Annotated in this window: 31 protein-coding genes; 23 read left to right on the top strand and 8 right to left on the bottom strand. The window is 60.2% G+C overall.

Translation table 11 applies throughout. The annotated features are described in order from the left end of the window. Positions 1-16: 16 nt before the first annotated feature. On the bottom strand, positions 17-319 hold the full coding sequence (locus tag ACM110_RS12395; RefSeq protein ID WP_175392598.1) for an ArsR/SmtB family transcription factor: 303 nt from the start codon (positions 317-319) through the stop codon (positions 17-19). A gap of 169 nt (positions 320-488) precedes the next feature. Here ACM110_RS12395 and ACM110_RS12390 point away from each other — a divergent pair, with 169 nt between their 5' ends. Next, positions 489-1,061 (top strand): ACP phosphodiesterase, encoded by a 573-nt coding sequence (locus tag ACM110_RS12390; protein WP_416127992.1) that lies wholly within the window; start codon positions 489-491, stop codon positions 1,059-1,061. 80 nt (positions 1,062-1,141) lie between these two features. Here ACM110_RS12390 and ACM110_RS12385 read toward each other — a convergent pair whose 3' ends face one another. Further along, entirely contained in the window at positions 1,142-1,936 is a 795-nt protein-coding gene (locus ACM110_RS12385) for a lysophospholipid acyltransferase family protein (protein ID WP_416127991.1), read from the bottom strand. Then, positions 1,936-2,691 carry an L-ornithine N(alpha)-acyltransferase gene (olsB, locus tag ACM110_RS12380; protein WP_416127990.1) on the bottom strand — a complete coding sequence of 252 codons (756 nt, stop codon included), beginning with the start codon at positions 2,689-2,691 and terminating at the stop codon, positions 1,936-1,938. Before olsB ends, ACM110_RS12385 begins: the two co-directional genes overlap by 1 nt. A gap of 155 nt (positions 2,692-2,846) precedes the next feature. Between olsB and ACM110_RS12375 the strand changes: the two genes are divergently transcribed. From ACM110_RS12375 to ACM110_RS12335, 9 genes are all read left to right on the top strand, one after another. Next, complete coding sequence (locus tag ACM110_RS12375; protein ID WP_416127989.1) at positions 2,847-3,725, top strand: acyl-CoA dehydrogenase family protein; 879 nt, start codon at positions 2,847-2,849, stop codon at positions 3,723-3,725. Positions 3,726-3,900: 175 nt separating this feature from the next. Then, a complete protein-coding gene (locus ACM110_RS12370) occupies positions 3,901-4,995 on the top strand; it encodes a serine hydrolase domain-containing protein (RefSeq protein WP_416127988.1) in 1,095 nt (364 codons plus the stop codon). Next, positions 4,992-5,315 carry an amidase gene (locus ACM110_RS12365; RefSeq protein WP_416127987.1) on the top strand — a complete coding sequence of 108 codons (324 nt, stop codon included), beginning with the start codon at positions 4,992-4,994 and terminating at the stop codon, positions 5,313-5,315. Before ACM110_RS12370 ends, ACM110_RS12365 begins: the two co-directional genes overlap by 4 nt. A gap of 153 nt (positions 5,316-5,468) precedes the next feature. Continuing rightward, positions 5,469-6,644 (top strand): M20 aminoacylase family protein, encoded by a 1,176-nt coding sequence (locus ACM110_RS12360; protein WP_416127986.1) that lies wholly within the window; start codon positions 5,469-5,471, stop codon positions 6,642-6,644. A gap of 81 nt (positions 6,645-6,725) precedes the next feature. Next, complete coding sequence (locus ACM110_RS12355; RefSeq protein ID WP_416127985.1) at positions 6,726-8,036, top strand: citrate-proton symporter; 1,311 nt, start codon at positions 6,726-6,728, stop codon at positions 8,034-8,036. A gap of 2 nt (positions 8,037-8,038) precedes the next feature. Beyond that, a complete protein-coding gene (locus ACM110_RS12350) occupies positions 8,039-9,481 on the top strand; it encodes an amidase (protein WP_416128135.1) in 1,443 nt (480 codons plus the stop codon). Positions 9,482-9,551: 70 nt separating this feature from the next. Further along, positions 9,552-10,322 (top strand): IclR family transcriptional regulator, encoded by a 771-nt coding sequence (locus tag ACM110_RS12345; RefSeq protein ID WP_416127984.1) that lies wholly within the window; start codon positions 9,552-9,554, stop codon positions 10,320-10,322. A gap of 151 nt (positions 10,323-10,473) precedes the next feature. Further along, the gene (locus tag ACM110_RS12340; RefSeq protein WP_416127983.1) at positions 10,474-11,064 is read left to right on the top strand and encodes a YceI family protein; all 591 of its coding nucleotides are present in this window, start codon (positions 10,474-10,476) and stop codon (positions 11,062-11,064) included. A 1-nt stretch (position 11,065) separates the two neighbouring features. After that, entirely contained in the window at positions 11,066-12,223 is a 1,158-nt protein-coding gene (locus ACM110_RS12335; protein WP_416127982.1) for a phospholipase D-like domain-containing protein, read from the top strand. 96 nt (positions 12,224-12,319) lie between these two features. On the opposite strand, the gene bglX is transcribed toward ACM110_RS12335, so the two are convergent. Beyond that, positions 12,320-14,611: a beta-glucosidase BglX gene (gene bglX, locus ACM110_RS12330; protein ID WP_416127981.1), complete on the bottom strand. Its 2,292-nt coding sequence runs from the start codon at positions 14,609-14,611 to the stop codon at positions 12,320-12,322. A gap of 236 nt (positions 14,612-14,847) precedes the next feature. Between bglX and ACM110_RS12325 the strand changes: the two genes are divergently transcribed. The 6 genes from ACM110_RS12325 to ACM110_RS12300 all read left to right on the top strand — a co-directional run bounded on the left by ACM110_RS12325 (position 14,848) and on the right by ACM110_RS12300 (position 17,944). Next, positions 14,848-15,453 (top strand): LemA family protein, encoded by a 606-nt coding sequence (locus ACM110_RS12325; RefSeq protein WP_338585165.1) that lies wholly within the window; start codon positions 14,848-14,850, stop codon positions 15,451-15,453. A 29-nt stretch (positions 15,454-15,482) separates the two neighbouring features. Continuing rightward, positions 15,483-16,238, top strand: a complete 756-nt coding sequence (locus tag ACM110_RS12320) for a TPM domain-containing protein (protein WP_338585166.1) — start codon at positions 15,483-15,485, stop codon at positions 16,236-16,238. A gap of 28 nt (positions 16,239-16,266) precedes the next feature. Beyond that, on the top strand, positions 16,267-16,884 hold the full coding sequence (locus tag ACM110_RS12315; RefSeq protein WP_416127980.1) for a TPM domain-containing protein: 618 nt from the start codon (positions 16,267-16,269) through the stop codon (positions 16,882-16,884). Positions 16,885-17,017: 133 nt separating this feature from the next. Continuing rightward, the gene (locus tag ACM110_RS12310; RefSeq protein ID WP_416127979.1) at positions 17,018-17,320 is read left to right on the top strand and encodes a helix-turn-helix transcriptional regulator; all 303 of its coding nucleotides are present in this window, start codon (positions 17,018-17,020) and stop codon (positions 17,318-17,320) included. Continuing rightward, a complete protein-coding gene (locus ACM110_RS12305; protein ID WP_416127978.1) occupies positions 17,307-17,663 on the top strand; it encodes a putative holin in 357 nt (118 codons plus the stop codon). The genes ACM110_RS12310 and ACM110_RS12305 overlap by 14 nt, the downstream gene beginning before the upstream one ends. Further along, positions 17,663-17,944 carry a phage holin family protein gene (locus ACM110_RS12300; RefSeq protein ID WP_416127977.1) on the top strand — a complete coding sequence of 94 codons (282 nt, stop codon included), beginning with the start codon at positions 17,663-17,665 and terminating at the stop codon, positions 17,942-17,944. Before ACM110_RS12305 ends, ACM110_RS12300 begins: the two co-directional genes overlap by 1 nt. 21 nt (positions 17,945-17,965) lie before the next feature. Here the strand turns inward: ACM110_RS12300 and ACM110_RS12295 are convergent, their stop codons facing one another. Continuing rightward, on the bottom strand, positions 17,966-18,391 hold the full coding sequence (locus ACM110_RS12295; RefSeq protein ID WP_416127976.1) for a helix-turn-helix domain-containing protein: 426 nt from the start codon (positions 18,389-18,391) through the stop codon (positions 17,966-17,968). 300 nt (positions 18,392-18,691) lie between these two features. Between ACM110_RS12295 and ACM110_RS12290 the strand changes: the two genes are divergently transcribed. From ACM110_RS12290 to ACM110_RS12280, 3 genes are all read left to right on the top strand, one after another. Continuing rightward, on the top strand, positions 18,692-18,970 hold the full coding sequence (locus ACM110_RS12290) for an ogr/Delta-like zinc finger family protein (protein ID WP_416127975.1): 279 nt from the start codon (positions 18,692-18,694) through the stop codon (positions 18,968-18,970). A 2-nt stretch (positions 18,971-18,972) separates the two neighbouring features. Beyond that, positions 18,973-19,335: a hypothetical protein gene (locus tag ACM110_RS12285; RefSeq protein WP_416127974.1), complete on the top strand. Its 363-nt coding sequence runs from the start codon at positions 18,973-18,975 to the stop codon at positions 19,333-19,335. Positions 19,336-19,466: 131 nt separating this feature from the next. Further along, positions 19,467-20,684: a class I SAM-dependent methyltransferase gene (locus ACM110_RS12280; RefSeq protein WP_416127973.1), complete on the top strand. Its 1,218-nt coding sequence runs from the start codon at positions 19,467-19,469 to the stop codon at positions 20,682-20,684. A 92-nt stretch (positions 20,685-20,776) separates the two neighbouring features. On the opposite strand, the gene ACM110_RS12275 is transcribed toward ACM110_RS12280, so the two are convergent. Then, on the bottom strand, positions 20,777-21,667 hold the full coding sequence (locus ACM110_RS12275; protein WP_416127972.1) for a DMT family transporter: 891 nt from the start codon (positions 21,665-21,667) through the stop codon (positions 20,777-20,779). Between the two features lie 300 nt (positions 21,668-21,967). Between ACM110_RS12275 and ACM110_RS12270 the strand changes: the two genes are divergently transcribed. The 3 genes from ACM110_RS12270 to ACM110_RS12260 all read left to right on the top strand — a co-directional run bounded on the left by ACM110_RS12270 (position 21,968) and on the right by ACM110_RS12260 (position 23,377). After that, the gene (locus ACM110_RS12270) at positions 21,968-22,549 is read left to right on the top strand and encodes a DJ-1/PfpI family protein (RefSeq protein ID WP_338585170.1); all 582 of its coding nucleotides are present in this window, start codon (positions 21,968-21,970) and stop codon (positions 22,547-22,549) included. 14 nt (positions 22,550-22,563) lie between these two features. Then, entirely contained in the window at positions 22,564-22,869 is a 306-nt protein-coding gene (locus tag ACM110_RS12265) for a ribbon-helix-helix domain-containing protein (RefSeq protein WP_137804664.1), read from the top strand. A 163-nt stretch (positions 22,870-23,032) separates the two neighbouring features. Next, entirely contained in the window at positions 23,033-23,377 is a 345-nt protein-coding gene (locus ACM110_RS12260) for a YegP family protein (protein WP_416127971.1), read from the top strand. Positions 23,378-23,495: 118 nt separating this feature from the next. Here the strand turns inward: ACM110_RS12260 and ACM110_RS12255 are convergent, their stop codons facing one another. Further along, positions 23,496-24,383, bottom strand: a complete 888-nt coding sequence (locus ACM110_RS12255; RefSeq protein WP_416127970.1) for a dihydrodipicolinate synthase family protein — start codon at positions 24,381-24,383, stop codon at positions 23,496-23,498. Between the two features lie 29 nt (positions 24,384-24,412). Next, the gene (locus tag ACM110_RS12250) at positions 24,413-25,195 is read right to left on the bottom strand and encodes an aldolase (RefSeq protein WP_416127969.1); all 783 of its coding nucleotides are present in this window, start codon (positions 25,193-25,195) and stop codon (positions 24,413-24,415) included. A 111-nt stretch (positions 25,196-25,306) separates the two neighbouring features. On the opposite strand from ACM110_RS12250, the gene ACM110_RS12245 reads away from it, so the two are divergent. Then, entirely contained in the window at positions 25,307-25,849 is a 543-nt protein-coding gene (locus ACM110_RS12245; protein ID WP_338585176.1) for an XRE family transcriptional regulator, read from the top strand. Positions 25,850-25,872 lie beyond the last annotated feature (23 nt).

Below are 25,872 nucleotides of genomic sequence, written 5' to 3'. Positions count from 1 at the left end.
TGACTGACGTTAAGGGTCAGAGCTCTTTGCTGAAGATGCGGAGGAACTCCTGAATGGTTTCCTCGTTGCGTTTGAAGAAGTGCCACTGGCCGACTTTGCGGCTGCTGATCAGGCCGGCGCGTTGCAGGGTTGCCAGGTGTGCGGACACCGTGGACTGCGACAGGCCGCAACGTTGATCGATCTGCCCGGCGCAAACGCCGTGCTCGTTGCTGTGGGACTGGTCGGGAAATTCGACGGTCGGGTCTTTGAGCCAGTGCAGGATGTCTCGCCGTACTGGGTGTGCCAGGGCTTTTATTATTTCGTCGAGGTCAAGGTTCATGGCAGTGTGCTCGTGATCAGTAAAACGCTATATCGCGATGAGGCGAACTTTATATCGCTATTTCGCGATACACCAATATGATTTTGGTCTGATGACCGAGTAAATCGGTATATCGGGTTATAACGATACGGTGGATGTAGATACCAGGACGCAGTGCTAAGCTGCGCCCATGAACTATCTCGCACATCTTCACCTCGGTGGCCAGCGTCCCGGTCAATTGCTCGGCAGTCTGTACGGCGATTTCGTCAAAGGCAGGCTGCAAGGGCAGTTCGAACCGGAGATCGAAGCGGCCATCCAGCTGCATCGCAGCATCGACGTATTCACCGATCGCCATCCGCTGGTGGATGTCGCGCTGTCGCGGTTTTCCCTGACGCGCCGGCGTTATGCCGGGATCGTCCTCGACGTGTTTTTCGACCATTGCCTGGCGCGGGACTGGACGCTGTATGCCGATCGGCCGCTGGAGTTGTTCACTTCAGACGTTTATCGCGTACTGTCCAGCGAACAGCAATTGCCGGAACGTTTGGCGAAGATTGCCCCGCACATGGTGGCCAACGACTGGCTGGGTTCGTACCAGGAATTCGAAGTGCTGGAACAGGTGCTGCGGGGGATTTCCCGGCGCTTGACCCGCCCGGAAGAGCTGGCGCCGGCGATGCAGGAATTGCGGCGGTTGTATGAACCGTTGAGTGAGGATTTTCGGTTGTTCTATCCGCAGTTGCAGGATTTTGCAGTGCAGCGACTTTAGACAAAATCAAAAGATCGCAGCCTGCGGCAGCTCCTACAGAGATCGGTGTAGGAGTTGCCGCAGGCTGCGATCTTTTGTTTTCAGGCGGCGATCAGTTCGCCTGCACGACGCGGTTCAGCAGATTTCACCACATCACCAAACAACGCCTTCTGCACCGCCTGCTGCGCGTCGAACGCCAGTGCCGCGCGCTCCCGGCCTTCGCAAGCAATCGGCTTGAGCAAATGAATCTCCACACCACCACGGTCATTGGCAAACAGACGCATCAGATGCGAGAGCAAATCATCGTCGCCAATGAACGGTGCCAATGTATCGAGCTCACCGTCACGCACATAACGAATCGCCACCGGTTGCAACGCCACTTCTGAATCGATGGCGGCGGACAGCAGGCGACCATGGAAGGTGCGCAATGAACGGCCATCGGTGGTGGTGCCTTCCGGGAACATCAGCAGCGGATGCGCCTGTTCCAGATGTCGGGTCATCTGTTTGCGGATCAACTGGCTGTCGCCCGAACCTCGACGGATAAACAGGCTACCGGCCTTGGCCGCCAACCAGCCCGCCACCGGCCAGGTGCGCACTTCGGCCTTGGACAGGAATGACATCGGCGTGAGCATCCCCAGCAGCGGGATGTCAGTCCAGGACACGTGATTGCTGACCCAGAGCATCGGCGCTCTAGGCATTTGACCGTGGACCGTCACGTCGAAGGGCAGGGCGTTGCTCAGGCGTGCCATGAAAAACCGCGACCAGCGCTGACGCCGTTCCATCGAGTGGGCCATGCCCAAGCGTTCGAACACGCCGAACACACTGGCCATGGTCAGGCCAAGACCCACCACCAGCAACACCCGCGCAATTCGCGCGTACACGCGTAGCCGGCTCATCACACAGCCGCCTTGAAGTGTTTGGCGTAGCGCGGGCAGAGTTCGTCGCGCTTGAGCAGGATGAACACGTCGGCGACTTGGAAATCTTCATCCCAGCATGGCTCGCCGCAGATCTTCGCGCCCAGGCGCATGTAGGCCTTGAGCAGCGGCGGCATTTCGGCGATCACGTTGGAAGGAATATCCAGGGTCGGCAGCGGTTTTTTCGGTTCGGCGCGCAGGTGTTCGGTGCACAGGTAGCGTTCGCGCAGTCGCTGCATGATGGCGTGCGCCTGGATGCCGCCGTCCTGCATCGGGATGCTCGCGCAACCCATCAAATAGCTGTAGCCGCCCTCGTTCAGTACTTCGGCCAGTTCGCCCCAAAGCACGGCGATGGTGCCTCCGTTGCGGTAGGCCGGATCGACGCAGGTGCGACCGATTTCCAGGATCGGGCCTTGCAGATGGACCAGGCCATGCAGACTGAATTCTTCTTCGCTGTAGAACTTGCCCAGGCTGCTGGCGGCGGTGTGGTCGAGCAAACGGGTGGTCGCCACCAGGCGGCCAGTGTTCAGGTCACGCACGCCGATGTGGGCGCAGTGAACATCATAGTCATCCATGTCCAGACCCAGTTCCGCGCCTTTCAGCTTGGCGTTGAACTCGCCGCTGAACACGTTGAAACGCAAGGCCTGAGCTTCCTGCAAAGCCTCGGCGCCCACCAGGCGTTCGGCTTGCAGGCGGCGTTCGTTGCCGGTGTCGCTGATGCGGGCGATCTGAGTCATGGCGATTCTCCGTGCGGGCTGCTCACCCGTCTTTGGGTTACAGCGGATCGACTTTCTTTATCCAGCCTTGTTGTGCAAAGTCAGGCTATGTAGCCCCGGTGTCATCGCCATGAAGCTTTGGTGATGCTTATATGACAGCCCACGAGGAGCCTCTTATGCCCTGGCAAACCCTGTTGAAACGCCGCGATCGCTTGCCCGCCAACCCGGATCTGGGCGAAGGCTTCGCGACCTTGTTAGAGCAATTGGGCAGCGTCACGCCATTCGAATTGGCGGTGGCGGGCGGGCGCTTGATGGCGACGCCGGGGCTGGCGTTTCTGGTGGGCTATCAAGCGGCACTGCGCATGCTCTGGCCGAGCGCGCCGTTGAGCCTCGGCGCCCTGTGCGCGACTGAGCAACGCAGCCTGCGCCCGGCTGACATGCAAACCCGGCTCAACGGTTTACGCCTGAGCGGGCGCAAGGATTTCGTCACCGCTGGCGATGCCGCCGACTGGCTGCTGGTCGCCGCGCGCAGTGAAGAGCCCGGTGAAGATCCACAGTTGAGTCTGGCGGTGATCTATCCCGATGAACCGGGTGTGCGGGTGGAACAACTGCCGTCGATTCCGTTGATGCCGGACATCAGCCACGGCCGCTTGTTTCTCGATAACGCGCTGTGTGAACTGCTCGCGGGGGATGGCTGGGATGCCTACGTCAAACCGTTCCGCACTCTTGAAGACATCTATGTGCTGAGCGCCATGAGCGCTTGGTTGTATGGCGTCGGCGATGACTGCGCCTGGCCGCAATCGCTGCAATTACGCTTGTTGGCGCTGTTGGCCGGGTGTGCGGAAGTCAGCCGCCAGGCACCGAGTCATCCGGCTGGGCATGTGTTGCTCGGTGGATTGTTTGCGCAGTTCGAAGCGCTGAAAACTGAAATCAATGAAGCGCTGGCCGATGGACCGCCGGAGTGGGCGGCGATGTGGCAGCGGGATCAGGCGGTGATGGATTTGGCGGCGGGGGCGCGGGAGAAGCGGTTGGCCAAGGCACTTGCGGTGATTTGACGGGCCTCATCGCGGGCAAGCCTTGCTCCTACAGGATTGATGCGTTTTCAAAAATGACACATAACCTGTAGGAGCAAGGCTTGCCCGCGATGGCGGCCTTATAGGCAACACAAATCCCGGAACTGTCATCAACCTCGACTAGGCTCAGCGGGTTATTCCCCAAGAGCCCCTCACCATGCCCAAAGGCTTGTCCCTGTTTCTCCTGCTACTGCTCAGCCTCACGGCCCACGCCGAAAACTGGCCCGCCGAGCAATGGCAAACCGGTCCGACCCTCACCGGCCCGGCGCTTCAGGCCCTGGAGAGTTACGCCTTCCCACCCCGCAACGACACCACCCGCCAAGGCATCCGCACCGACGCCCTGCTGGTGATCCGCGATGGCCAATTGATCTACGAACGCTACGCCGGCCCGACCACCGCCGACACCCCGCACCTGACATGGTCGATCAGCAAAAGCCTGATGGCCACGGTGCTGGGTGTGGCTTACGGCGAAGGCCTGTTCAAGCTCCAGGAGCCGGCGCAGAAATTTTATCCGCCGCTGAAAAAACACCCGGACATGACCATCGCCGATCTGCTGCACTGGGCCTCGGGCATCGACTGGCAGGAAGACTACGAATACGCACCGTTGAAGTCCTCGGTGGTGGCCATGCTCTACACCCGAGGCCATGGGGACATGGCCGCGTTCACCACCGATCACTCCAGTTACGCGGCGCCGGGCCAGGCATTTCGCTACTCCAGTGGTGACAGCAATCTGTTGTCCGCCGCGCTGAAAAACATCGTCGGGCCGAATCGCTATGCGGACTATCCATGGACCGCACTGTTCGATCCGCTGGGCATTCGCCATGCCGTTTGGGAAAGCGATGCCACGGGGACTTTCGTTGCGTCCTCGTATGCTTACCTCACCGCACGGGATCTGGCGCGGGTCGGTTTGCTGATGGCCCGCGACGGTCGTTGGGGCGACAAACAACTGCTGCCCAAGGATTGGGTCGCGTTCAACCGCGAACCTTTCGCGAACTATCACGCCCATCAGGACGAAGCCGTACCCGGCGGGCACTGGTGGCTCAATAGCGCAGCCGACGGCGCCGCCCAACCCTGGCCCGATGCGCCCACCGACACCTTCGCCGCGCTGGGCCATTGGGGCCAGGCGATGTACGTGATTCCCAGCGAAAAACTGGTGATCGTGCGTTACGGCGATGACCGCGACGGCAGCTACCGGCACAACGAATTACTGAAACTCGCGCTCAAGGCGTTTGCGACAAAGGTGCAGCCATGACCGGTTTCATACGCCGTCGCCCGTTCAGTTCACTGTTGCTGATCCTGCTGCTCGCCTTGCTCGGCTGGATCTGGCACGAGCGCGTTGCACTGTGGGCGTTCCCCGACATCATCAGCGCCTATACCGCGAAGGAATATTGCTCGTGCCGTTACGTGATGAACAACGACGCCGAGTATTGCCACGCTTACGTGAAGCAGTGGCTGCCCACCAGCGACTTTGCCGATGACACCGCCAGCAAGCGCATCACGGTCAGCGGCATGGGCCGCAGCAACAGCGCCGTGTGGATCGGCGAGCGTCAGGGTTGCCGCTTGCAGCCCTGACATCCCCTCAGGTTCCACTCTGTGGAACCACATTCGATTGTCCTCGCGCTCGACTCGCGGTTATCTGGCGGTGAGCGCGACCTGCCTTCGATGTGTCGCGAAATCACTGCGAACAACAAGAACGGGAAATCACCCGGCCTGAGGACAATCGTCATGACCCGACATCAGCACATCCTTGCCTGGCTCAACGACGTGGCTAGCGACCTGCACGCCACCCGCCAGGACATCCACGCCCACCCGGAACTCGGCTTCGAGGAAAACCGCACCTCGGCGCTGGTGGCCAAATCCCTGGCGGATTGGGGCTACGAGGTGCACACCGGTATCGGCAAGACCGGCGTGGTCGGCGTCCTGCGCAATGGCAGCAGCCCGCGCAAACTCGGGATACGGGCGGACATGGATGCGCTGCCGATCATCGAAAACACCGGAGCAACCTACAGCAGCCAGCACAAGGGTTGCATGCACGCCTGCGGGCATGACGGCCACACCACGATGTTGCTGGGCGCGGCGCGCTACCTGGCGGCAACCCGGCAGTTCGACGGCACCCTGACCCTGATTTTTCAACCCGCCGAAGAAGGCCAGGGCGGCGCTGAAGCGATGCTCGCCGATGGCCTGCTCGAACGTTTTCCGTGCGATGCGCTGTTCGGCATGCACAACATGCCGGGCTTGCCGGCAGGGCATCTGGGCTTTCGCGAAGGGCCGATGATGGCTTCGCAGGACTTGCTCACAGTGACCATCGAAGGCGTGGGCGGCCACGGCTCGATGCCGCATCTGGCGGTCGATCCGTTGGTGGCGGCGGCGAGTGTGGTCATGGCTCTGCAAACCGTGGTTGCGCGCAACATCGATGCGCAGCAGGCGGCGGTGGTCACGGTCGGCGCGTTGCAGGCCGGGGAAGCAGCCAACGTCATTCCGCAGCAGGCGATCCTGCGCCTGAGCTTGCGTGCACTGAACGCCCAAGTGCGCGAGCAAACCCTCGACCGCGTGCGCGCAATCATCGAATCCCAGGCCCAGAGTTTCGGTTGCACCTCACGCATCGAACATCGCCCGGCCTATCCGGTACTGGTCAACCACGCCGCCGAAACCGAGTTCGCCCGTCAAGTCGGCGTCGAACTGGTTGGCGCTGATGCGGTGGACGGCAACACGCCCAAACTGATGGGCAGCGAAGACTTCGCCTGGATGCTGCAACGCTGCCCCGGCGCCTATCTGTTCATCGGCAACGGCGTGTCGCGGCCGATGGTGCACAACCCCGCGTATGACTTTAACGACGACATCCTGCTGACCGGCGCGGCGTACTGGGGCGCGCTGACCGAGAGCTGGCTCAAGCCTGCCTGATTTCCGCACTTTCTACTGCCGCTGGACCGGGCGCGCTCCGTCGTGCCCGCCGTTACCCAACAGGTTTTTGGAGAGTTCCCTATGCAGACTTCGAGCACAGGCGTTTCGCGTACCCGGCAAGTGGTCGCCGCTGTTATCGGCAATGCGCTGGAATGGTATGACTTCATCGTTTACGGCTTTCTGGCGAGCATCATCGCCCGGCAATTTTTCCCGTCTGAAGACGAGTACGCGTCGCTGCTGATGGCGTTGGCGACCTTCGGCGTCGGCTTCTTCATGCGCCCGGTGGGCGGCATTCTGTTGGGCATGTATTCGGACCGCAAAGGGCGCAAGGCGGCGATGCAGATGATCATCCGCCTGATGACCGTGTCCATCGCACTGATCGCCTTCGCGCCGAATTACGCCGCCATCGGCATGGGCGCGCCGCTGCTGATCGTGGTTGCGCGGATGCTCCAGGGCTTCGCCACGGGCGGCGAATACGCCAGCGCCACGGCGTTCCTGGTGGAGAGTGCGCCCGCGCATCGCAAGGGTTTGTACGGCTCGTGGCAATTGGTCGGGCAATGCCTGGCGGTGTTCTCCGGGGCAGCGATGGTTGCCTTGTTCACCCACCTGCTTTCTCCAGAGGCGCTGGACAGTTGGGGCTGGCGCATTCCATTCATGATCGGCTTGTTGATCGGCCCGGTCGGGCTGTGGATTCGCAAGCACATGGAAGAGCCGGAAGAGTTTCTTGAAGCACGCAAGCAGGCCAAAGGTCAGAGCCCGAGCCTGATGCAAGTGCTCCGCGAGCACCGCCGCAGCATTCTGGTGTCGATGGGTCTGGCCTGCGGGGCGACCGTGTCGTTCTACGTGGTGCTGGTGAACATGCCGACCTTTGCCCACAAGAATCTGGGCCTGCCGCTGGATCAAGTGCTGCTGGTGCAAATGCTTGCGGTGGCGGTGATGACGGTGGTCATTCCATTGTCCGGCGCGTTGTCGGATCGCCTCGGTCGTCGCCCGGTACTGATGGCGTTCACCCTGGCGTTTTTCCTGATGGTGTATCCGCTGTACGTGTGGGTGGCGGCAGCGCCGTCGGTGGAGCGCTTGCTGGTGATGCAACTGTTGCTGTGCAGCGCTATTGGCGGTTTTTTCGGCCCGGCACCGACGGCGCTGGCCGAGCAGTTCCCCATCGAAGTGCGCTCCACCGGGGTGTCGGTGGCCTACAACGTCGCAGTGATGGTGTTCGGTGGTTTCGCGCCGCTGATCGTCACTTGGCTGAGCAAGGTGTTGGCAACGCCGGTGGCGCCATCGTTCTACGTATTGTTCGCTTGCCTGCTGACGCTGTTGGGCACTTACTGCATGCAGGAAGCACCACGGGCAAAGCGATCTGTCGAACTTAACCTTGGGGTGAAACCTTGAGCATCAATCCGATTGTTGAAATGGACGCCGATGCGCTGTCCTGGGCCATCCACGCGCGGCAGGTGTCGTGCCGTGAAGTGATGCAGGCGTATCTGGCGCAGATCGAGCGCTTCAATCCGCTGGTCAATGCGCTGGTGTCGCTGCGTCCGAGTGAAGAACTGCTGGCCGAAGCCGACGCCTGTGACCGGCAACTGGAGCAGGGCCAGTCCCGAGGCTGGATGCACGGCATGCCGCAAGCGGTCAAGGATCTGGCGGCCACCGCCGGTTTGCGCACCAGCATGGGCTCGCCGCTGTTCGCCGAACAAGTCCCGCAGCGCGACGCCATCAGCGTGGCCCGGGTGCGTGACTGCGGGGCGATCATCATCGGCAAGACCAACGTTCCGGAGTTCGGCCTCGGCTCGCAGACCTACAACAGCGTATTCGGCACCACCACCAATGCCTACGACCCGACCCGCGTTGCCGGTGGCAGCAGCGGCGGGGCGGCGGTGGCGTTGGCGTTGCGCATGTTGCCGGTGGCCGACGGCAGCGACATGATGGGCTCGCTGCGCAATCCGGCGGCGTTCAACAACGTCTTCGGTTTTCGTCCGTCCCCGGGCCGCGTGCCCCACGGGCCGCAACCTGAGGTGTTCGTCCAGCAACTGGCCACGGAGGGGCCGATGGGCCGCACGGTTACCGATGTCGCCCGTTTGCTCGGCACCCAGGCCGGGTTCGATCCGCGCGTGCCGTTGTCGCTGACCCAAGACCCGGAGATTTTTCACCAGCCACTGGCGCAGGATTTCAGCGACGTCCGTGTTGGTTGGCTGGGCGACTACAACGGTTATCTGCCGATGGACCCCGGTGTGATGAGCCTGTGCGAATCGGCGTTGCAGGACTTCACGGCACTGGGCTGCAAGGTCGAAGCCTGCCAGCCGGATTTCTCCATGGAACGCCTGTGGCAAACCTGGCTGGTGCATCGTCACTGGCTGGTGCAAGGCAGCCTCGGCGCGCTGTACGCCGATCCGCAAAAGCGCGAGCAACTCAAGCCTGAGGCGCAATGGGAAATCGAAGGCGGGTTGCACCTGACGGCAGCAGATGTCTATCAGGCCTCGGTCAGTCGCAGCGAGTGGTATCGAGCCTTGAACGAATTGTTCGAACGTTACGACTTCCTGTTGTTGCCCACTGCCCAAGTGTTTCCTTTTGATGCACAAACCCCGTGGCCACGCATCGTTGGCGGGCAGAGCATGGACACTTATCACCGCTGGATGGAAGTGGTGATCGGACCGACCCTGGCCGGGTTGCCGAGCATGAATGTGCCGGTGGGTTTCAACCCCGCCGGGTTGCCGATGGGCCTGCAAATCATTGGCCCGGCCCAGGCCGACCGCGCGGTGTTGCAACTGGCGTATGCCCATGAACAGTTGACTCAGTGGGTCAAGCGTCGACCGCCCGGCTGTCTGCAAAACGCTTGAACGCGCCGGACGGGCGCACATCTTGCTGTATAAAACGATCATTCCATCCGGGCAGAGGGAGATCGAATCCATGGACAGCAAAGCAGAATCCGGCAGTGTGCGTTCGGTCGAGCGCGCCCTGGCGATCGTCGAGTTGCTGGGAGAGCATCAGGCGTTGGGGCTGGAGGAGTTGCATTACCTGACGGCCCTGCCCAAAGCCACGGTGTCGCGCATGTTGCTGACCTTGCAGGAGCAGGGCTGGATCTATCGCGGCTTGAGCGACCGGCGTTACCGTTTGTGTGCCAAGCGCTTGTTCGGCGACAGCCAGCAGCGCTTCAAGCGGCGACTGGTCGAAAACGCCGCGCCGCTGTTGCTGGAATTGAGCGAGCGCACCGGGCTGGTGGTGGATCTGTCGTGCTTCGACGGCGAGCGGATCGAGGTCATGGAAAGTGCCATCCCGACGGTGTTACGCAAACGCTATCCGAACAATTGCCAGATCGTCGGCCAGCACGCCAGCCTGTTTCATTCCGCCATGGGCCGGGCCTGCCTGGGCGCACTGGACAGTTCTGAAGTGGAACGTCTGGCCGAGCGTGAACGGTTGAATGACGACACACTGTTCAGCGCCACTGAAACGGCCTTGCACCAAGGTTTCGGTCAACGCACCGAAGGTTACTGGGAATACCCGGTGCGCCTGCCGTTCCTGATTCGCGCGGTAGCGTTGCCGATCCGCACCGGCGGCCGACTGGTCGGCAGCATGGCGTTGCACTGGCCGATGGACCAGGCGCCGGTAGAACGGGTGCTGAGCCTGCACCTCAACAGCCTGGCCACGACCATCGGCGATGTGCAGCAGGTGATGGCCTGACAGCAAAAAGATCGCAACCTTCGGCAGCTCCTACACGGTTTTTTGTACTCCTGTAGGAGCTGCCGAAGGCTGCGATCTTTTGATCTTCGGTTTGCAATAGAGCAGCGGGCAGTTAAGGTTCAGCACAGGTTTATCTGCCCTACGAGTCTTTATGTTCATGCGGTCTGTCTGCAAAACCCTCGCCTTATTGCTGTTGGCCGGCGCTTCGCTGTCGGCCCAGGCCAACTGGTATCTGGACGGCGAGTCTTCGCGGCTGTCGTTCGTCAGCACCAAAAACGCCAATATTTCCGAAGTGCAGCGCTTCCTGGTGTTGCACGGCAAGGTCGATCCCAAGGGGTTGGCGCAGGTTGAAGTCGAGCTGGATTCGATCAACAGCGGCATCCCGTTGCGCGATGAGCGCATGCGCAACAACCTGTTCGAGATCGACAAATTTCCCGAAGCACTGATCACCACGCAGATCGACCTGCGCCCGATCAACGACCTCGCTCCCGGCGCACAACTGGAATTGCGCCTGCCGCTGACCGTCGACCTGCATGGCAAGCAACACACCTACAACGCCGAATTGCTGGCGACCCGCCTCGATGACCGACGCTTTCAGGTGGTGACGCTGGAGCCACTGGTTATCAATGCTGAAGACTTCGACATGGCACCGGGCCTGGACGCGCTGCGCAAGGTCGCCGGTCTGTCGGCCATCAGTCTGTCGGTGCCGGTGGGTGCGGTACTGATTTTCACGGCGCGCTGACATGGCCGGCGCAATTTTCCCGTGGCGTGAAGGCAATCACTTCGAACTGCTGATCGACGGCCCGCAGTTCTTCCCGCGCATGCTGGTAGCGATTGCCCGCGCTGAAGAGCAGGTCGAACTGGAGTTGTACCTGGTGGAAGCGGGCGCCTGCGCCGAGGCCATGGTGCAAGCGCTGGTTCAGGCTGCCGAACGTGGCGTGCGGGTGCGTTGCCTGTTCGATGACTACGGCAGCCTCGCGTTCACCCTGACTCTGCGCCAGCGCCTAATGGCGGCGGGGGTTGAACTGCGCTTTTACAATCGCCTGAACTGGCGGCGTTGGGTCGGCAACTTCTATCGCGATCATCGCAAGTTGCTGCTGGTGGATCAGAGCATGGCGGTGGTTGGTGGCACTGGTGTTACCGATGAGTTCTGGACGCCGGGCGAAAACGTCAGCGAGTGGCACGAAGTGATGGTGGAAATCACCGGCCCGCTGGTACTGGACTGGCAACTGCTGTTCGACCGCCAATGGATCGCCAACCGCCATCGCCGCGCCTGGAAACCCGCGTCGCATTTCGGCTTGCCGCGTTTGCCTCGCGTGCCGTCCACGGGCGAGGGCATGGGCCGTGTAGCCTATGCCGATGCCCGCCAGCACCGGGATATTCTGCAATCGCTGATTCGCGCACTGAACAGCGGCCAGAAACGCATCTGGCTGGCCACCCCGTATTTTCTGCCGACCTGGAAAGTCCGCCGTTCCCTGCGCCGTGCCGCTGGTCGAGGCGTCGATGTGCGCCTGCTGCTGACCGGGCCCCGCACCGATCACCCGTCCGTGCGCTACGCCGGGCATCGCTACTACCCGCGATTGCTCAAGGCCGGGGTGCAGATTTTCGAATACCAGCCGTGTTTCCTGCACCTGAAAATGGTGTTGATCGACGATTGGGTGAGCATCGGTTCGTGCAACTTCGATCACTGGAATCTGCGTTTCAACCTGGAAGCCAATCTGGAAGCACTGGACCCGGCATTGACCCGTGCGGTGGCGGCGAGTTTCGAAACGGATTTTGCCCAGAGCCAGCAAGTCAGCCTGGAAGAATGGCAACGGCGGCCGTTGTGGCGGCGGGTCAAGCAAAGGGTGTGGGGATGGGTGGATCGGGTGGTGGTGAATCTGTTGGATCGGCGGGGGTAAAGCAAGACCAAAGGATCGCAGCCTTCGGCAGCTCCTACAGGGTTATGTGTACACCTGTAGGAGCTGCCGAAGGCTGCGATCTTTTGCTTTCAAGGGTTACAGCAGTTCAAAACTCTGCTGCGTCACGTCTTGGGAATCCAGGCCGATCTGCACGTTGAACTTGCCCGGCTCGGCGGCGTACTTGAGCTGGGTGTTGTAGAACTTCAGGTCGTCCTCGGTGATGGTGAAGTGCACGACTTTCTGTTCGCCGGCCTTGAGCATCACTTTCTGGAAGTTTTTCAGTTCCTTGATCGGACGGATCATCGAACCGGTTTCGTCCTGAATGTACAACTGCACCACGGTTTCACCGTCGCGCTTGCCGGTGTTCTTCACCGTGACGCTGGCGTCGAGCTTGCCGGTCTTGTTCAGCGTGGTCGATGACAGGGCCATGTCGCTCAGGCTGAAGCTGGTGTAGCTCAAGCCATAGCCGAACGGGAACAGCGGACCGGTGGTGTCATCGAAATACTGCGAGGTGTAGTTGCCCGGTTTGCCCGGCGTGAACGGCCGGCCAATGGTCAGGTGGTTGTAGTAGGTCGGAATCTGGCCCACCGAACGCGGGAAGGAAATCGGCAGTTTGCCCGACGGGTTGTAGTCGCCGAACAGCACGTCGGCGATGGCGTTGCCGCCTTCGGTACCGCTGAACCAGGTTTCCAGGATCGCGTCAGCCTGCTCTTTCTCTTCGAGGATCGACAGCGGACGGCCGTTCATCAGCACCAGCACCAGCGGTTTGCCGGTGGCTTTCAAGGCGCGGATCAGTTCACGCTGGTTTTCCGGGATGTTCAGATCGGTACGGCTCGACGATTCGTGGGACATGCCACGGGATTCGCCCACAGCCGCAACCACCACGTCGGCATCCTTGGCGGCTTTCACCGCTTCGTCGATCAGCACGTTCGCCGGGCGCGGATCATCGACCACTTCCGGGGCATCGAAGTTGAGGAAGTTCAGGTAGTCGAGGATTTTCTTGTCGCTGGTGATGTTGGCACCACGGGCATAGATCAGCGTCGATTTATCACCCAACGCAGTGGTCATGCCGTCGAACAGGGTCACCGATTGCGCCGGTTTGCCGGCAGCAGCCCAGCTGCCCATCATGTCGATTGGTGCCTTGGCCAGCGGGCCGACCAGGGCGATTTTCGCGGTCTTCTTCAGCGGCAGGGTTTCGTTCTGGTTCTTCAGCAGCACCAGGCTGCGGCGCGCGACATCGCGGGCCTCGGTACGGTGCAGGCGGCTGTCGGCGTAAGTGTCGGCCGGATCATCCTCGGCCTTGCCGATGCGCAGGTACGGGTCCTTGAACAGGCCCATGTCGTACTTGGCGTCGAGCACCGCACGCACGGCGTTGTCGATGTCGCTCTGCTGGATCTCGCCGGATTTCAACAACCCCGGCAGTTCTTTGCCGTACAGGGTGTCGTTCATGCTCATGTGGATGCCGGCCTTGATCGCCAGCTTCGCGGCTTCGCGACCGTCAGCGGCGACGCCGTGCTTGATCAGCTCGAAAATCGCCCCGTGGTCGCTCACCGCAAGGCCCTTGAAGCCCCATTCCTTGCGCAACAGGTCGTTCATCAGCCAGGTGTTGGCGGTGGCGGGCACGCCGTTGATCGAGTTCAGCGCGACCATCACGCCGCCGGCACCGGCATCGATCGCCGCGCGGTACGGTGGCAAGTAGTCCTGGTACATCTTGACCGGGCTCATGTCGACCACGTTGTAGTCGCGGCCACCCTCGACCGCGCCATACAGGGCGAAGTGCTTGACGCTGGCCATGATGCTGTCGGCCGCATTGGCGCCCGTGCCCTGGAATGCCTTGACCATCACACCGGCAATGCGCGAAACGAGATAGGTGTCTTCGCCGAAGCCCTCGGAGGTACGGCCCCAGCGCGGATCGCGGGAGATATCGACCATCGGTGCGAAGGTGATATCGAGGCTGTCGGATGCGGCTTCCTTGGCGGCGATGCGCCCGGACAGACCGATGGCGTCCATGTCCCAGCTCGACGCCAGGGCCAGCGGGATCGGGAAAATGGTGCGGTGGCCGTGGATCACGTCATAGGCGAAGAACATCGGGATCTTCAACCGGCTGCGCATGGCCGCGTCCTGCATCGGACGGTTTTCCGGACGGGTGATCGAGTTGAACGTACCGCCGATGTTGCCGGCCGCGATCTCTTTGCGAATCAGCTCCCGGGGCATTTCCGGGCCGATGCTGATCAGGCGCAACTGGCCGATTTTTTCATCGAGGGTCATTTGCTTCATCAAATTGCTGACGAAGGCTTCCTTGTTCTCCAGAGGTGCGGGCGTCGTGGCGGCCAATACGTTATGACTGGCCAGGCTGACGAACAGGCCCAGCAAACACAGCTTCTTCATGAATAGTTTTCTCAAGGGCCCAAACGGCGAGGTACACGCCGGCCAGCCAAAATTTAGGGAGCGACTATTGTTGTTCGGGTGCCGGTTCAAAAAATGCCGGATGCAGTTTTTTGCGCAGGGCATCTTTTAGCCCATTGCCCCGATGCAATCCAGTGGCGCGGCCGATTATGCCCGAAGAGCCGGCCGAGAGGGTTGCCGGTTGTTTTTTCAATGACTGTGAAGGGAGCATCACTGATATGAATGTACGAGAGTCTTACCGGTCGAGGCTGCAAATCGCCACCTTGCTGGTGCTGGCCACGCTGCTGACCGCCTGCGGCATCAACAACATCCCGACCCTCGATGAGCAGGCCAAGGCCGCTTGGGGTCAGGTGCAGAACCAGTATCAGCGCCGCGCCGACCTGATTCCCAACCTGGTGGAAACCGTCAAGGGCTACGCCGCCCATGAGAAAGAGACCCTGACTGCGGTGATCGAGGCGCGGGCCAAGGCCACTTCGATCCAGGTCGACGCCTCGACCCTCGACAACCCGGAAAAACTCAAGCAATACCAACAGGCCCAGGATCAGCTCAGTGGCGCCTTGAGCCGGTTGATGGTGGTGTCCGAGCGCTATCCGGACCTGAAGGCCAACCAGAATTTCCTCGCATTGCAATCGCAGCTCGAAGGCACCGAGAACCGGATCAGCGTGGCGCGGCGTGATTTCATCCTCGCGGTGCAGAACTACAACACCGAGATTCGCACGTTCCCCGGCCGCCTGTGGCACAGCGTGATGTACAGCAACCTGCCGGTGCGCGAGACCTTCGAAGCCACGCCGGGGTCGGAAAAGCCGCCTGAAGTTAAATTCTGATCGGTGCGTCACCACGGACGAGGTTCCCCATGCGCGTGTTGAAAGCTGGCCTGGTGTTGTTGCTTTGGGTGTTTGCCCTGGCGGTCCAGGCCGAATTGAAGTTCCCGGAGCTGACCGGGCGGGTGGTGGATAACGCCCAGATGATCGAGCCCTCGGTGCGTGAGCAGCTTGCCCAGCAGTTGCAGGCCCATGAGAAAGTCACGGGTGAACAACTTGTGATCGTGACGTTGCCGGACTTGCAGGGCGCCGACATCGCCGACTTCGGCTATCAACTGGGCCGCTACTGGGGCATCGGCCAGAAAGACAAGAACAACGGCGCATTGCTCATAGTCGCCCGTGATGAGCGCAAACTGCGCATTGAAGTCGGTTATGGACTGGAAGATCGCCTGACCGACGCCCAAAGTTCGGTGATCATCAATCAGGTCATCACCCCGGCGTTCAAGACCGGTAACTTCAGCAAAGGCATCAGCGACGGGGTGGCGGCGATGCTGGTGGTGCTGGGCGGCAATCCGCTGGACGAACCGTCGACGGTGTATGAATCCGGCGGCGACCCGAGTGACGATTTTCTCTCGCGGCATCCGGGGCTGTTCGTGTTTCTGGTGTTGCTGTTCATCCTGACGGTGTTTGTTTGCCAGATGCTCGGTATCCTTCCCGCCGGCCGTGGCGGCTCCGGTGGTTCCGGGGGCGGTTTCGGTGGCGGTGGTGGTTTTGGCGGCGGTGGAGGCGGGGGCTTCAGCGGCGGTGGAGGCAGTTTCGGTGGCGGTGGTTCGTCCGGCGGCTGGTAACAATAAAAATGAGCAGGCACTTCACAACATGGCATTACTGACTGAACACGAACAACGCAAAGTCGCCGAGGCAATCGCCCGGGTCGAGCGCGACACCGACGCGGAACTGGTGACCGTGCTTGCGGCGCGCGCCGACGACTATGCGTACATCCCGCTGCTGTGGGCCAGCCTGCTGGCGCTGGTGGTGCCGGGGATCGTGCATTACCTGACAGGCTGGCTGACCCTGCACAACCTGTTGCTGGTGCAATGGATCAGCTTCATCGTCCTGTGCCTGGTGTTCCGGATTCCGAAAGTCACCACTCACCTGATCCCTCGTTCAGTGCGGCACTGGCGCGCCTCGAACCTGGCGCGCCGGCAGTTCCTGGAGCAGAACCTGCACCACACCGTGGGCAGCACCGGCATCTTGATTTTCGTCTCTGAAGCCGAGCGTTATGTGGAAATCCTGGTGGACGAGGGGATTTCCAGCCGCCTCGACAACAAGAACTGGGACGCGATTGTCGCCGCATTCACCCAGCAGGTGCGGCAGGGGCAAACGCTGCAAGGCTTTGTCAGCTGCGTCGAGGCCTGCGGCGAACTGCTCAAGGTGCATGTGCCGGTGACGCATGTGCGCAATGAGTTGCCGAACCGTTTGGTGGTGCTCGGCTAAGCATTCTCCCGCGAGCGCTTTTGTGGCATTGGTCGATACAACTTCCGTGCGTTGTCCGGGAGGCGACGTGTCTTCAACATCTCTCTATTAGCGAACGCTCTGAACGGGGCGTTCTGACGTAGAGGGAGTTCTCATGTCAAAACAACAATCGCTCTACCCTCATGTGAGGGTGACACTCGAAGACGGTAAAGAAATCCCTCCGGCACAGCTGACGGCGAAAGAGACACAAACCTTGATGTGGTGCCTTAAAGGTAAAACGTCTTGGGAAATCGCCAGGATTCAGAACTGCTCGGAATCCACAGTCAATTTCCACTTCTCCAATATTCGCCGCAAGTTTGCCGTCAGCTCTCGTAGCGCGGCCCTGTTCAAGGCGATTGAGTCGGGCGCCATTACCGTTGAACCGGACGATCAGCGAGGTGCGCATGGGCCTGACTGATTCGACCTATAACAGCATCAGCGGGCTCCTTTTGGGAATGGGGATCGCAACGTTACCGGTGATTGACGGCGAGGTACTGTTCGGTGCCTCCCTCGGGGCGTGGCTGGTGACCACGACGCGCGCCAACTTCAAGGCCTGGCAGCGTATCGGCTCGTGGTTCTTGTCGGCGGGAGTCGGCTATCTGTTTACTCCCGTCGCGCTGCCGTTGGCACCCTTTTTGACGGCCGGCGTGACCGCTTTTCTGTGCGCGATGATCGTCATTCCCATCAGCATCAAGCTCATGCAGTGGATCGATGGCGCCGGTATCGGCGAAATCATTCGACATCTGAGAGGGCGAGGGTGATGGGCAATGAACTGGTTGCGCTGACAGGTGTAACGGGGATTGCGCACTTGATCAGTGCCTTCAGGCTGGCGTGTTACCAGCGCGATGAAGCGCGTCACGGCTGGCGTGACAGACTGTTGACCAGTCTGTGCGGGGGGATGTTTTGCCTGGCCGGCTTCGATGTGTTGCTGACTTTCGCCCCGGTGAGCCCATGGCATGCCGGTGTGAGTGTTTTGTCATGCGCGCTGATTGTTCGCAGCGGGGGAAATATCATTGAGTTGTGGCGTGCCTTGAGGCAATGAAGTGTCGAATGGCGGGTGCATTCAGATTTCGGTCGAGCGTGTCAGTGACGACAGGATGGTCGCCATTTCCGACAGTTTGAGTTCGAGGTCACGCAGGCGGCGCTTTTCTTCCAATGCGTTTTGTATCGCGCTGCGATCATCTTCATCGAGCATTCGCCAGAGCGCGAGGATGGTGTTTTCTCGCGTCGTACTCTCCTGATCAATTGCACAGGAGTCGGGCTGTACCTGCCGCAGGATCGGGCCTTCACCCAGCAGCAGCCAGTCGAGAGAAATGCCGCGAGTTTGCGCGAGATCTACGCATAATGAGTATGGTGTGCTGTCGCGACCTTTCCAGCTGCTGAGGGTTTGCGGACTGATCTGTAGCGCGGAGGACAAGGAAGCATCGGTTTTTGTACCGGTGACTTGCTTTAGGCGAGTCAGAACAGCTTGTGATTTTTTGCTACGCAATTTGAGCCTCTTCCTTTTGACATATTCTTTTTGAGTGCCTAGCGTATGCGCAATGAGTACTTTTTTTCTTGTAAGTAATCAATCATCAACTATGAAGCAGAAGAATACGATGTCGAAACTTCCTAATGGTATCAGGGTGATTTCCTACGAGCATGGCTCGTACCTATTGCGCGTCTGCCCGATGCACTTCCTTTTGTCGGACAGACGTTTTTCGCAAGACCGGACCGTCGCGATCAACGATTGCAGCAGTATTGCGTTTGATCAGAACGATTACCACCAGATGACCGCCGGGATTCAAGCATGAGTACCTATAAAATGGTGTGCCCACACTGCTTGAGCAGAATGCGCATTCGCACCAGCGAGGGCCGGCATATTTTCCTGCGGGTGGCGTATTTGCAATGTACGTCGGAAGCCTGTGGCTGGTCGGTTCGGGCCGAATTTGAAATGACCCATGAGCTTTCGCCCAGCGGCATGCCCAATCCCGCCGTGCATCTGCCTTGCGCCGGGCCGGAGTTGCGCCGTGCCGCCCGCCCAGTCGTCGTGAGCCCAGCGGCGACCCCTGCGCAACCGGAGACATGAACATGAAGGGAATGGATGACGATGCGGATTTGAATGAGGAACTGCTGGCGATTGCCCAAGCCTTTCTGGCCCGCCATGAAAGTGAAGTGGCGGCCGATGATCAGGTGATGTTCTGTCGTGCAGTGAAGCATTTGCAAAGCGTGGATGTGCCGATGCACCTGGCGGAAAGGCTGGTCAGCCATGCCTATGGGACACTCAAGTCCAGCAACGATCGCCGACGTCTGGATATCGCCGCAAGCTCCGAAACCGTGGCAGTGGTCACTGACCCCGCCAACGGCCTGACCTGGGCGGTGCCGGTAGGGCTGATTGTCAAATACGTCATCAACTCGCCAGTCAACCGCAAACTTCGACTGGTGGAATCCTGAGGTTTCAACCGGGTATTCAGGTCTTGGGCGATACGACCAGGACCTGCCACAAAATAACCCCGTGCCCAAAACCCCCAACCCCCCTAAAATACCCGCCATTCCTGATTCGCATTGCCCGAGGCCGTTTTTTCATGTCTGTCACCATCACTCCCGCCAGCCTCGCGCCGGATCATCACGCCCAATTCATCGAACTGCTGCAAACCAGTCTCGAACAAAACGCCTTCATCAAACTGGTTCTGGCCAAGTACGCAGGCACCGAGACCGACCTGCAGCGGATCATCATCAAACCGGTGACGGTCAAGGCGCAGCCGTGCCTGTCCTTCGTTTACCGCTACAAGACCCGCGACATCACCAAGAATCTGCCGCTGGAAGAAGGCGTCGCGCACATTGCCGACCTGCTGCCAGCGTCATTCAAAAATGCGCATTTACTGGCTCTGACCGACGAAGCCCAGCTCGAATACAGCAAAAAGGGCAAGAGTTCGCTGTTCAAGAGCAAGCCTCAGCAATTACGCGAAGTGCCATCCGCCGAGCACAACCGTGAGAAAAACCGTTTCCTGGACTTGAGCCGGCCGTTCCTCGCTGACCTCGGCGTGACAAACAGCAAGCACGAGCTGATCCCGGCGATGTCGCGCAAGTGGAAGCAGATCAACAAGTTCATCGAAGTCTTCAGCCATGCGCTGACCTCGTCGCCGCTGGCGCTGGACAAACCGGTACGGGTAGCGGACTTCGGTTCGGGCAAGGGTTACCTGACCTTCGCCATCCACGATTACCTGCGCAATACCTTGAACGCCGAAGGCGAAGTGACCGGCGTCGAACTGCGTGAGGACATGGTCACTCTGTGCAACACCGCGGCTGCCAAACTTGAGCACCCGGGGCTGGTGTTCAAATGTGGTGATGTGCGCAGCGTGGCGCCGAGCGAACTGGACGTGATGATTGCGCTGCACGCCTGCGACATCGCTACCGACTACGCGATCCATACCGGCATTCGCTCCGGCGCATCGATCATCATGTGCTCACCGTGCTGCCACAAGCAGATCCGCCTGCAAATCCAGAGCCCGGCACTGCTCAAGCCGATGCTGCAATACGGCTTGCACCTGGGCCAGCAAGCCGAAATGGTCACCGACAGCTTGCGTGCGCTGTTCCTCGAAGCCTGTGGCTACGAGACCAAGGTGTTCGAGTTCATCTCGCTGGACCACACCAACAAGAACAAGATGATCCTGGCGGTCAAGCGCGCCGAGCCGGTTGATCCGGCCCAGCTGTTGGTGAAGATTCAGGAACTGAAGGATTTCTACCACATCAGCGAGCATTGCCTGGAAACGCTGTTGCGCGCCGACGGTTACCTGAGATGATCGCGCCCCTGTAGGAGCTGCCGAAGGCTGCGATCTTTTGATCTTGATCTTTGAAATCAAAAGATCGCAGCCTTCGGCAGCTCCTACAGGGTTTATGTGGTGGCAATACGTGCCGGTATGACCGCCGTCTTGCGCCCAAGCACCACCGTCACGATCACCCCGGCCGCAAACAGCCAGGTAATCGGCTCGACGTGTTCACCGAAGAACAACGCTGAAAAAGCGATGGTGAAGAAAATTTGCAGCAACTGAATCTGACTGACCCGGGCAATGCCACCCATGGCCAGCCCGGCGTACCAGGCAAAGAAGCCGATGAACTGCGAAAACAGCGAGACGTAACCGAAGGCCCACCAGGTCTTGGTGGAAATTTCACCCTGATGCTGCAACGCCAGATACAGCACCGGGCCAATCAGCAGCGGTGTCGACAGCACCAACGCCCAGCAGATCACCTGCCAACCGCCCATCTCCTTGGCCAACCGGCCACCTTCGGCATAACCCAAACCGCCCACCGCAATCGCCCCGAGCATCAGCAAGTCACCGGCCTGAATGCTGCCGGCACCGCTGATCAGCGCATAACCGAGCACCAATGCACTGCCCAATGCGGCGCAGGCCCAGAAGGCTTTTGACGGACGTTCATGGGACAACCACGCCGCATACAGCGCCACGCACAGCGGTTGTAGGCCATTGACCAACGCGCCGTGGGACGCCGGCAAGGTTTGCATGGCCCAGGCTGACAACACCGGGAAACCGAGGATCACGCCGGCAATCACCAGGCTCAGGCCTTTGACCTGTTTCCAGGTCGGCCACTTTTCCCGGCGCCACAGCAACAGTAACGCTGCCGGAACCGCCGCGAACAATGCGCGGCCGAGGCCGTTGAGCAGCGGATGGAGTTCCTGCACGACGATCCGTGTGAAGGGCAGGGTGAGGCTGAAGATCACAACGCCGAGCAGGCCCAGGGCCATGCCGGTGTTTTCGCGGGAGGACATGATGGCAACCAGAATGTTGGGTGATGGAGTAAGGCTTCATATAGCCATAAACCGTGGGTTTCCCGCTGTTACAGCTAGGTACAGAGTTATCCGTACAGTTGGGAGCGAAGCTCCCAACGTAGGAGCTGCCGAAGGCTGCGATCTTTTGATCTTGTTTTTAGAATCACAATCAAAAGATCGCAGCCTCGTTTCACTCGACAGCTCCTACAAGTGATTTACCGTAGTAGCCGGTTGTTACCCGACCCGCCGGAATCGGACTACCTTGAATACTCCTACGCATTTTCCAGAGGAGTCCTCCCCATGGCAGCGAAAAAAATTCTGATGCTGGTCGGCGATTTTGTTGAAGACTACGAAGTGATGGTGCCGTTCCAGGCGCTGCTGATGGTCGGCCACACCGTTCATGCGGTTTGCCCGGACAAAACCGCCGGCCAGACTGTACGCACGGCCATCCATGACTTCGAAGGCGACCAGACCTACAGCGAAAAACCCGGTCACCTGTTTGCCCTGAACTTCGACTTCGCCAAGGTCAAGGCGGCGGATTACGACGCGGTGCTGATCCCGGGCGGTCGTGCGCCGGAGTACCTGCGGCTGAATGAAAAAGTCCTGGAACTGGTACGCGACTTCGACAAGGCCGGCAAGCCGATTGCCGCGGTGTGTCACGGTGCGCAATTGCTGGCGGCGGCAGGGATTCTCGAAGGTCGTGAGTGCAGCGCTTACCCGGCCTGCGCTCCGGAAGTGCGTCTGGCCGGCGGTACGTTCATCGACATCCCGGTGACGGACGGCCATGTTCAAGGCAATCTGGCCACGGCGCCCGCCTGGCCTGCCCACCCGAACTGGCTCGCCGGTTTTCTTGGACTGCTGGGCACGAAAATCACCCTGTAACGAGGAACCTGTGCATGTGCGAGCTCTACGTCAAGGCCGACCCGATTCTCTACGAATCGCGCTCCCGCTCGCTGCGCATCTGCGGGGTGGTGACCACGCTGCGGCTGGAGAATCAGTTCTGGGACATCCTCAGCGAAATCGCCGAGGTCGACGGCATGACCACCAACCAGTTGATCGCCAAGCTGTATGAAGAAGTGATGGACTATCGCGGCGAGGTGGTGAATTTCGCTTCGTTCTTGCGGGTGAGTTGTACGCGGTATTTGAGTCAGCGGCGGGTGGCTGCTCCGGAATTGTCGGTGGTGCGGGCAGTGGTGAAGTAGGAACACCGCATCGACCCCATCGCGAGCAAGCTCGCTCCCACAGGTTCAGCGCAATCCCTGTGGGAGCGGGCTTGCCCGCGATGGGGTCCATATAGGCGACAGAAATCCCGGCTTGGTCTTTACTCTGAAGCGCGCAATCTCTCAATCGCCAAGGAGAAACAGCATGTCCGGATGGTACGAAGTGAGCAAAAGCAGCAGCGGTCAGTTCAGGTTTGTGCTGAAGGCGGCGAATGCCGAAACCATTCTGACCAGTGAGCTGTACACCACCCGCGCCGCAGCCGACAAAGGCATTGCCTCGGTCCAGGCCAACAGCCCGCTGGATGAGCGCTACGAGAAGAAAGCCACCAAGGATGGCCATCCTTATTTCAATCTGAAGGCCGGTAACCACGAGATTATCGGCAGCAGCGAATCGTATTCCTCCGATGCCGCGATGGAGAAAGGCATCGCCAGTGTGAAGGCCAACGGGCCGACCAAAGTGATCAAGGACAAGACCTTGCCGGTCCTCTGAATCCAACACACATCCCTTGTAGGAGCGAGCCTGCTCGCGATGAGGCCATAACATTCAACATCTATGTTGACTGCTACACCGCCATCGCGAGCAGGCTCGCTCCTACAGGTTTTGTGTTTTAACGCAAGGTCTCGATCAACCCTTGCAACTGAGCAATCCCCGCCTCACCCAACGGAAACACCGGCAACCGCGGATCACCCACCTCCAGCCCGGTTTGGCGCAACCCCGCCTTGATCGTCGCCGGCAAACCGCCCTTCAGAATGAAATCGAGCAACGGCAACTGGCGATAGAACAGGTCGCGCGCCTTGCCCAGATCGTTGGCCCGCACCGCTTCATACAAATCCAGGTTGAGCTGCGGGATCAGGTTCGGTGCCGCCGTGCACCAGCCTTTGGCCCCGGCCGCGAAGGCTTCCAGTGCGAGCGGGTTGCAGCCGTTGTAGAACGGCACCCGGCCCTCGCCCAGGCGTTGCAGTTGATGCATGCGCTGGATGTCGCCGGTGCTCTCCTTGACCATGGTCACGTTTTCCACGCCGTTGACGATGCGCAGGATCAGGTCCACCGACATGTCGGTGCCGCTGGTGGCCGGGTTGTTATAGAGCATGATCGGCACGCCGATGCTGTCGCCGATGGCGCGGTAGTGAGCGAGGATTTCCGCTTCGCTGAGTTTCCAGTAGGACGTCGGCAGCACCATCACCACGTCGGCTCCGTGGGCCTCGGCGAAACGTGCGCGGCGGACTGCTTTGGCGGTGGTCAGGTCGGACACGCTGACGATGGTCGGCACGCGTTTGGCCACATGCTTGATGCTGAATTCGGCGACCTGATCCCACTCCGCGTCGCTCAGGTAAGCGCCTTCGCCAGTGCTGCCCAGTGGCGCGATGGAATGCACGCCGTCGTCGATCAAGCGATTGATGGAGCGCCCGAGCGCGTCAAGATCAACGCTTTCGCCGTTGGCGGTGAACGGGGTGATGGTGTAGCCGATGATGCCGTGAATGTTTGCGGTGGACATGGTGTCTCTCCGTTGAAAAAGGTCTGGATTCAGTTCAGGCAATCGGCGTGTTGACGCAGGTTCTGCCGAGCGTAGTAATTGAAAGCGGCGGCGTGGCGCTTGGGCCGGGCGATCCAGTCATGGGCTTCACGGCCCAGCTCTGGAATGATCGGCTTTATGGTCCCGGCGCTCATCGCCAGCAGCTGCAACTTGGCGGCGCGTTCGATCAGCTGCGCAATCACACAGGCTTCCTCGATGGTGGTGCCGGTGGACAACTGGCCGTGGTGGGAAAGCAGGATCGCCCGTTTGTCGCCCAGTGCGCCGGCAATCAGGTCGCCTTCTTCGTTGCCCACCGGCACGCCTGGCCAGCCTTCGAGAAACGCACAGTCTTCGTAGAGCGGGCAGAGGTCCATGTGCGAGATCTGCAGTGGCACTTCGAGCATCGACAGTGCGGCGACATGGGTCGGGTGGGTGTGAATGATGCAGTTCACATCCGGCCGCGCGCGGTACACCCAGCTGTGGAAGCGGTTGGCCGGGTTGGGCATGCCGTGGCCTTCAAGCACTTCCAGGTCTTCGTTGACCAGCAACAGGTTGCCCGCGGTGATTTCGTCGAAACCCAGGCCCAGTTGTTGAGTGTAGTAAGTGCCCGGTTGCGGGCCACGGGCGGTGATTTGCCCGGCCAGACCGGAATCATGGCCATTCTCGAACAGAATGCGGCAGGTCAGGGCCAGCTTTTGCCGGTCGGTCCACGTATTATCCGCGAGGGTATTTTGCATCTGGCTGAGCGCTTGCTTGACCAGTTGATCTTTGGGCAGTGCTAATGTCTTCGCCATATCGGAGTCCTCTTTGGCAGGGTCATGCGGATGACACGAAAGATGCTATATGACACTTTGTGTCATGAGCAAGGACAATTTGTCGCCTCCTTGATGGATTAATCGTTTTAAATGTCTATCCGTTTGAAATTATTGAGAAAAAAACTTGGCGTAACCCTTGAGGCACTGGCGGAAAAATCCGGCATGACCAAGAGTTACCTGTCAAAGGTCGAACGCGGGCTTAACACGCCGTCAATTGCGGCTGCGCTGAAACTGGCCAAGGCGTTGAACGTGAAGGTCGAGGAGCTGTTCTCCGAAGACAAGGTCAGCCTCGACAGCTACAGCCTGGTGCGCAGCCACGAGCGCCAACCGTTGGGAGCCAGCGACGAAAGTCCGGGATACGCGGTGCTGGCCCATCAGGTTAGCGAGCGCAGCCTGTTGCCGTTCATCATCTATCCGCCGACCGAATTCACCGACAAGGCCTTCAAGGAGCATTTGGGCGAAGAGTTTTTGTTCGTCCATGAAGGGCAGGTGGAAGTGGATTTTGTCAGCGAACGTGTGCTGCTGAGTCGCGGCGACGCGCTGCACTTCAACTCACAGAAACCGCACCGGATTCGCTCGGTGGGCGAGGTGCAGGCGCAGTTGCTGGTGGTGGTGCATAGCGCGGAGGAATGAGGCCCGCTAAAAGATCGCAGCCT

Source organism: Pseudomonas sp. NFX98, from assembly GCF_047784845.1.
GTDB lineage: Bacteria > Pseudomonadota > Gammaproteobacteria > Pseudomonadales > Pseudomonadaceae > Aquipseudomonas.
The sequence above is the reverse complement of the archived record's forward strand: the minus strand, read 5'-3'. Positions and strand labels throughout refer to the sequence as shown.

Coding starts and splice junctions, on each gene's coding strand:
- ACM110_RS12360 (WP_416127986.1), top strand. CDS start 5,469: ATGACCCGACATCAGCACATCCTTGCCTGGCTCAACGACGTGGCTAGC.
- ACM110_RS12255 (WP_416127970.1), bottom strand. CDS start 24,383: ATGTCCACCGCAAACATTCACGGCATCATCGGCTACACCATCACCCCG.
- ACM110_RS12375 (WP_416127989.1), top strand. CDS start 2,847: ATGCCCTGGCAAACCCTGTTGAAACGCCGCGATCGCTTGCCCGCCAAC.
- ACM110_RS12310 (WP_416127979.1), top strand. CDS start 17,018: ATGTCAAAACAACAATCGCTCTACCCTCATGTGAGGGTGACACTCGAA.
- ACM110_RS12245 (WP_338585176.1), top strand. CDS start 25,307: ATGTCTATCCGTTTGAAATTATTGAGAAAAAAACTTGGCGTAACCCTT.
- ACM110_RS12260 (WP_416127971.1), top strand. CDS start 23,033: ATGTCCGGATGGTACGAAGTGAGCAAAAGCAGCAGCGGTCAGTTCAGG.
- ACM110_RS12300 (WP_416127977.1), top strand. CDS start 17,663: ATGGGCAATGAACTGGTTGCGCTGACAGGTGTAACGGGGATTGCGCAC.
- ACM110_RS12355 (WP_416127985.1), top strand. CDS start 6,726: ATGCAGACTTCGAGCACAGGCGTTTCGCGTACCCGGCAAGTGGTCGCC.
- ACM110_RS12250 (WP_416127969.1), bottom strand. CDS start 25,195: ATGGCGAAGACATTAGCACTGCCCAAAGATCAACTGGTCAAGCAAGCG.
- ACM110_RS12290 (WP_416127975.1), top strand. CDS start 18,692: ATGAGTACCTATAAAATGGTGTGCCCACACTGCTTGAGCAGAATGCGC.
- bglX (WP_416127981.1), bottom strand. CDS start 14,611: ATGAAGAAGCTGTGTTTGCTGGGCCTGTTCGTCAGCCTGGCCAGTCAT.
- ACM110_RS12275 (WP_416127972.1), bottom strand. CDS start 21,667: ATGTCCTCCCGCGAAAACACCGGCATGGCCCTGGGCCTGCTCGGCGTT.
- ACM110_RS12285 (WP_416127974.1), top strand. CDS start 18,973: ATGAAGGGAATGGATGACGATGCGGATTTGAATGAGGAACTGCTGGCG.
- olsB (WP_416127990.1), bottom strand. CDS start 2,691: ATGACTCAGATCGCCCGCATCAGCGACACCGGCAACGAACGCCGCCTG.
- ACM110_RS12370 (WP_416127988.1), top strand. CDS start 3,901: ATGCCCAAAGGCTTGTCCCTGTTTCTCCTGCTACTGCTCAGCCTCACG.
- ACM110_RS12345 (WP_416127984.1), top strand. CDS start 9,552: ATGGACAGCAAAGCAGAATCCGGCAGTGTGCGTTCGGTCGAGCGCGCC.
- ACM110_RS12340 (WP_416127983.1), top strand. CDS start 10,474: ATGTTCATGCGGTCTGTCTGCAAAACCCTCGCCTTATTGCTGTTGGCC.
- ACM110_RS12270 (WP_338585170.1), top strand. CDS start 21,968: ATGGCAGCGAAAAAAATTCTGATGCTGGTCGGCGATTTTGTTGAAGAC.
- ACM110_RS12325 (WP_338585165.1), top strand. CDS start 14,848: ATGAATGTACGAGAGTCTTACCGGTCGAGGCTGCAAATCGCCACCTTG.
- ACM110_RS12385 (WP_416127991.1), bottom strand. CDS start 1,936: ATGAGCCGGCTACGCGTGTACGCGCGAATTGCGCGGGTGTTGCTGGTG.
- ACM110_RS12315 (WP_416127980.1), top strand. CDS start 16,267: ATGGCATTACTGACTGAACACGAACAACGCAAAGTCGCCGAGGCAATC.
- ACM110_RS12390 (WP_416127992.1), top strand. CDS start 489: ATGAACTATCTCGCACATCTTCACCTCGGTGGCCAGCGTCCCGGTCAA.
- ACM110_RS12280 (WP_416127973.1), top strand. CDS start 19,467: ATGTCTGTCACCATCACTCCCGCCAGCCTCGCGCCGGATCATCACGCC.
- ACM110_RS12365 (WP_416127987.1), top strand. CDS start 4,992: ATGACCGGTTTCATACGCCGTCGCCCGTTCAGTTCACTGTTGCTGATC.
- ACM110_RS12305 (WP_416127978.1), top strand. CDS start 17,307: ATGGGCCTGACTGATTCGACCTATAACAGCATCAGCGGGCTCCTTTTG.
- ACM110_RS12265 (WP_137804664.1), top strand. CDS start 22,564: ATGTGCGAGCTCTACGTCAAGGCCGACCCGATTCTCTACGAATCGCGC.
- ACM110_RS12320 (WP_338585166.1), top strand. CDS start 15,483: ATGCGCGTGTTGAAAGCTGGCCTGGTGTTGTTGCTTTGGGTGTTTGCC.
- ACM110_RS12395 (WP_175392598.1), bottom strand. CDS start 319: ATGAACCTTGACCTCGACGAAATAATAAAAGCCCTGGCACACCCAGTA.
- ACM110_RS12335 (WP_416127982.1), top strand. CDS start 11,066: ATGGCCGGCGCAATTTTCCCGTGGCGTGAAGGCAATCACTTCGAACTG.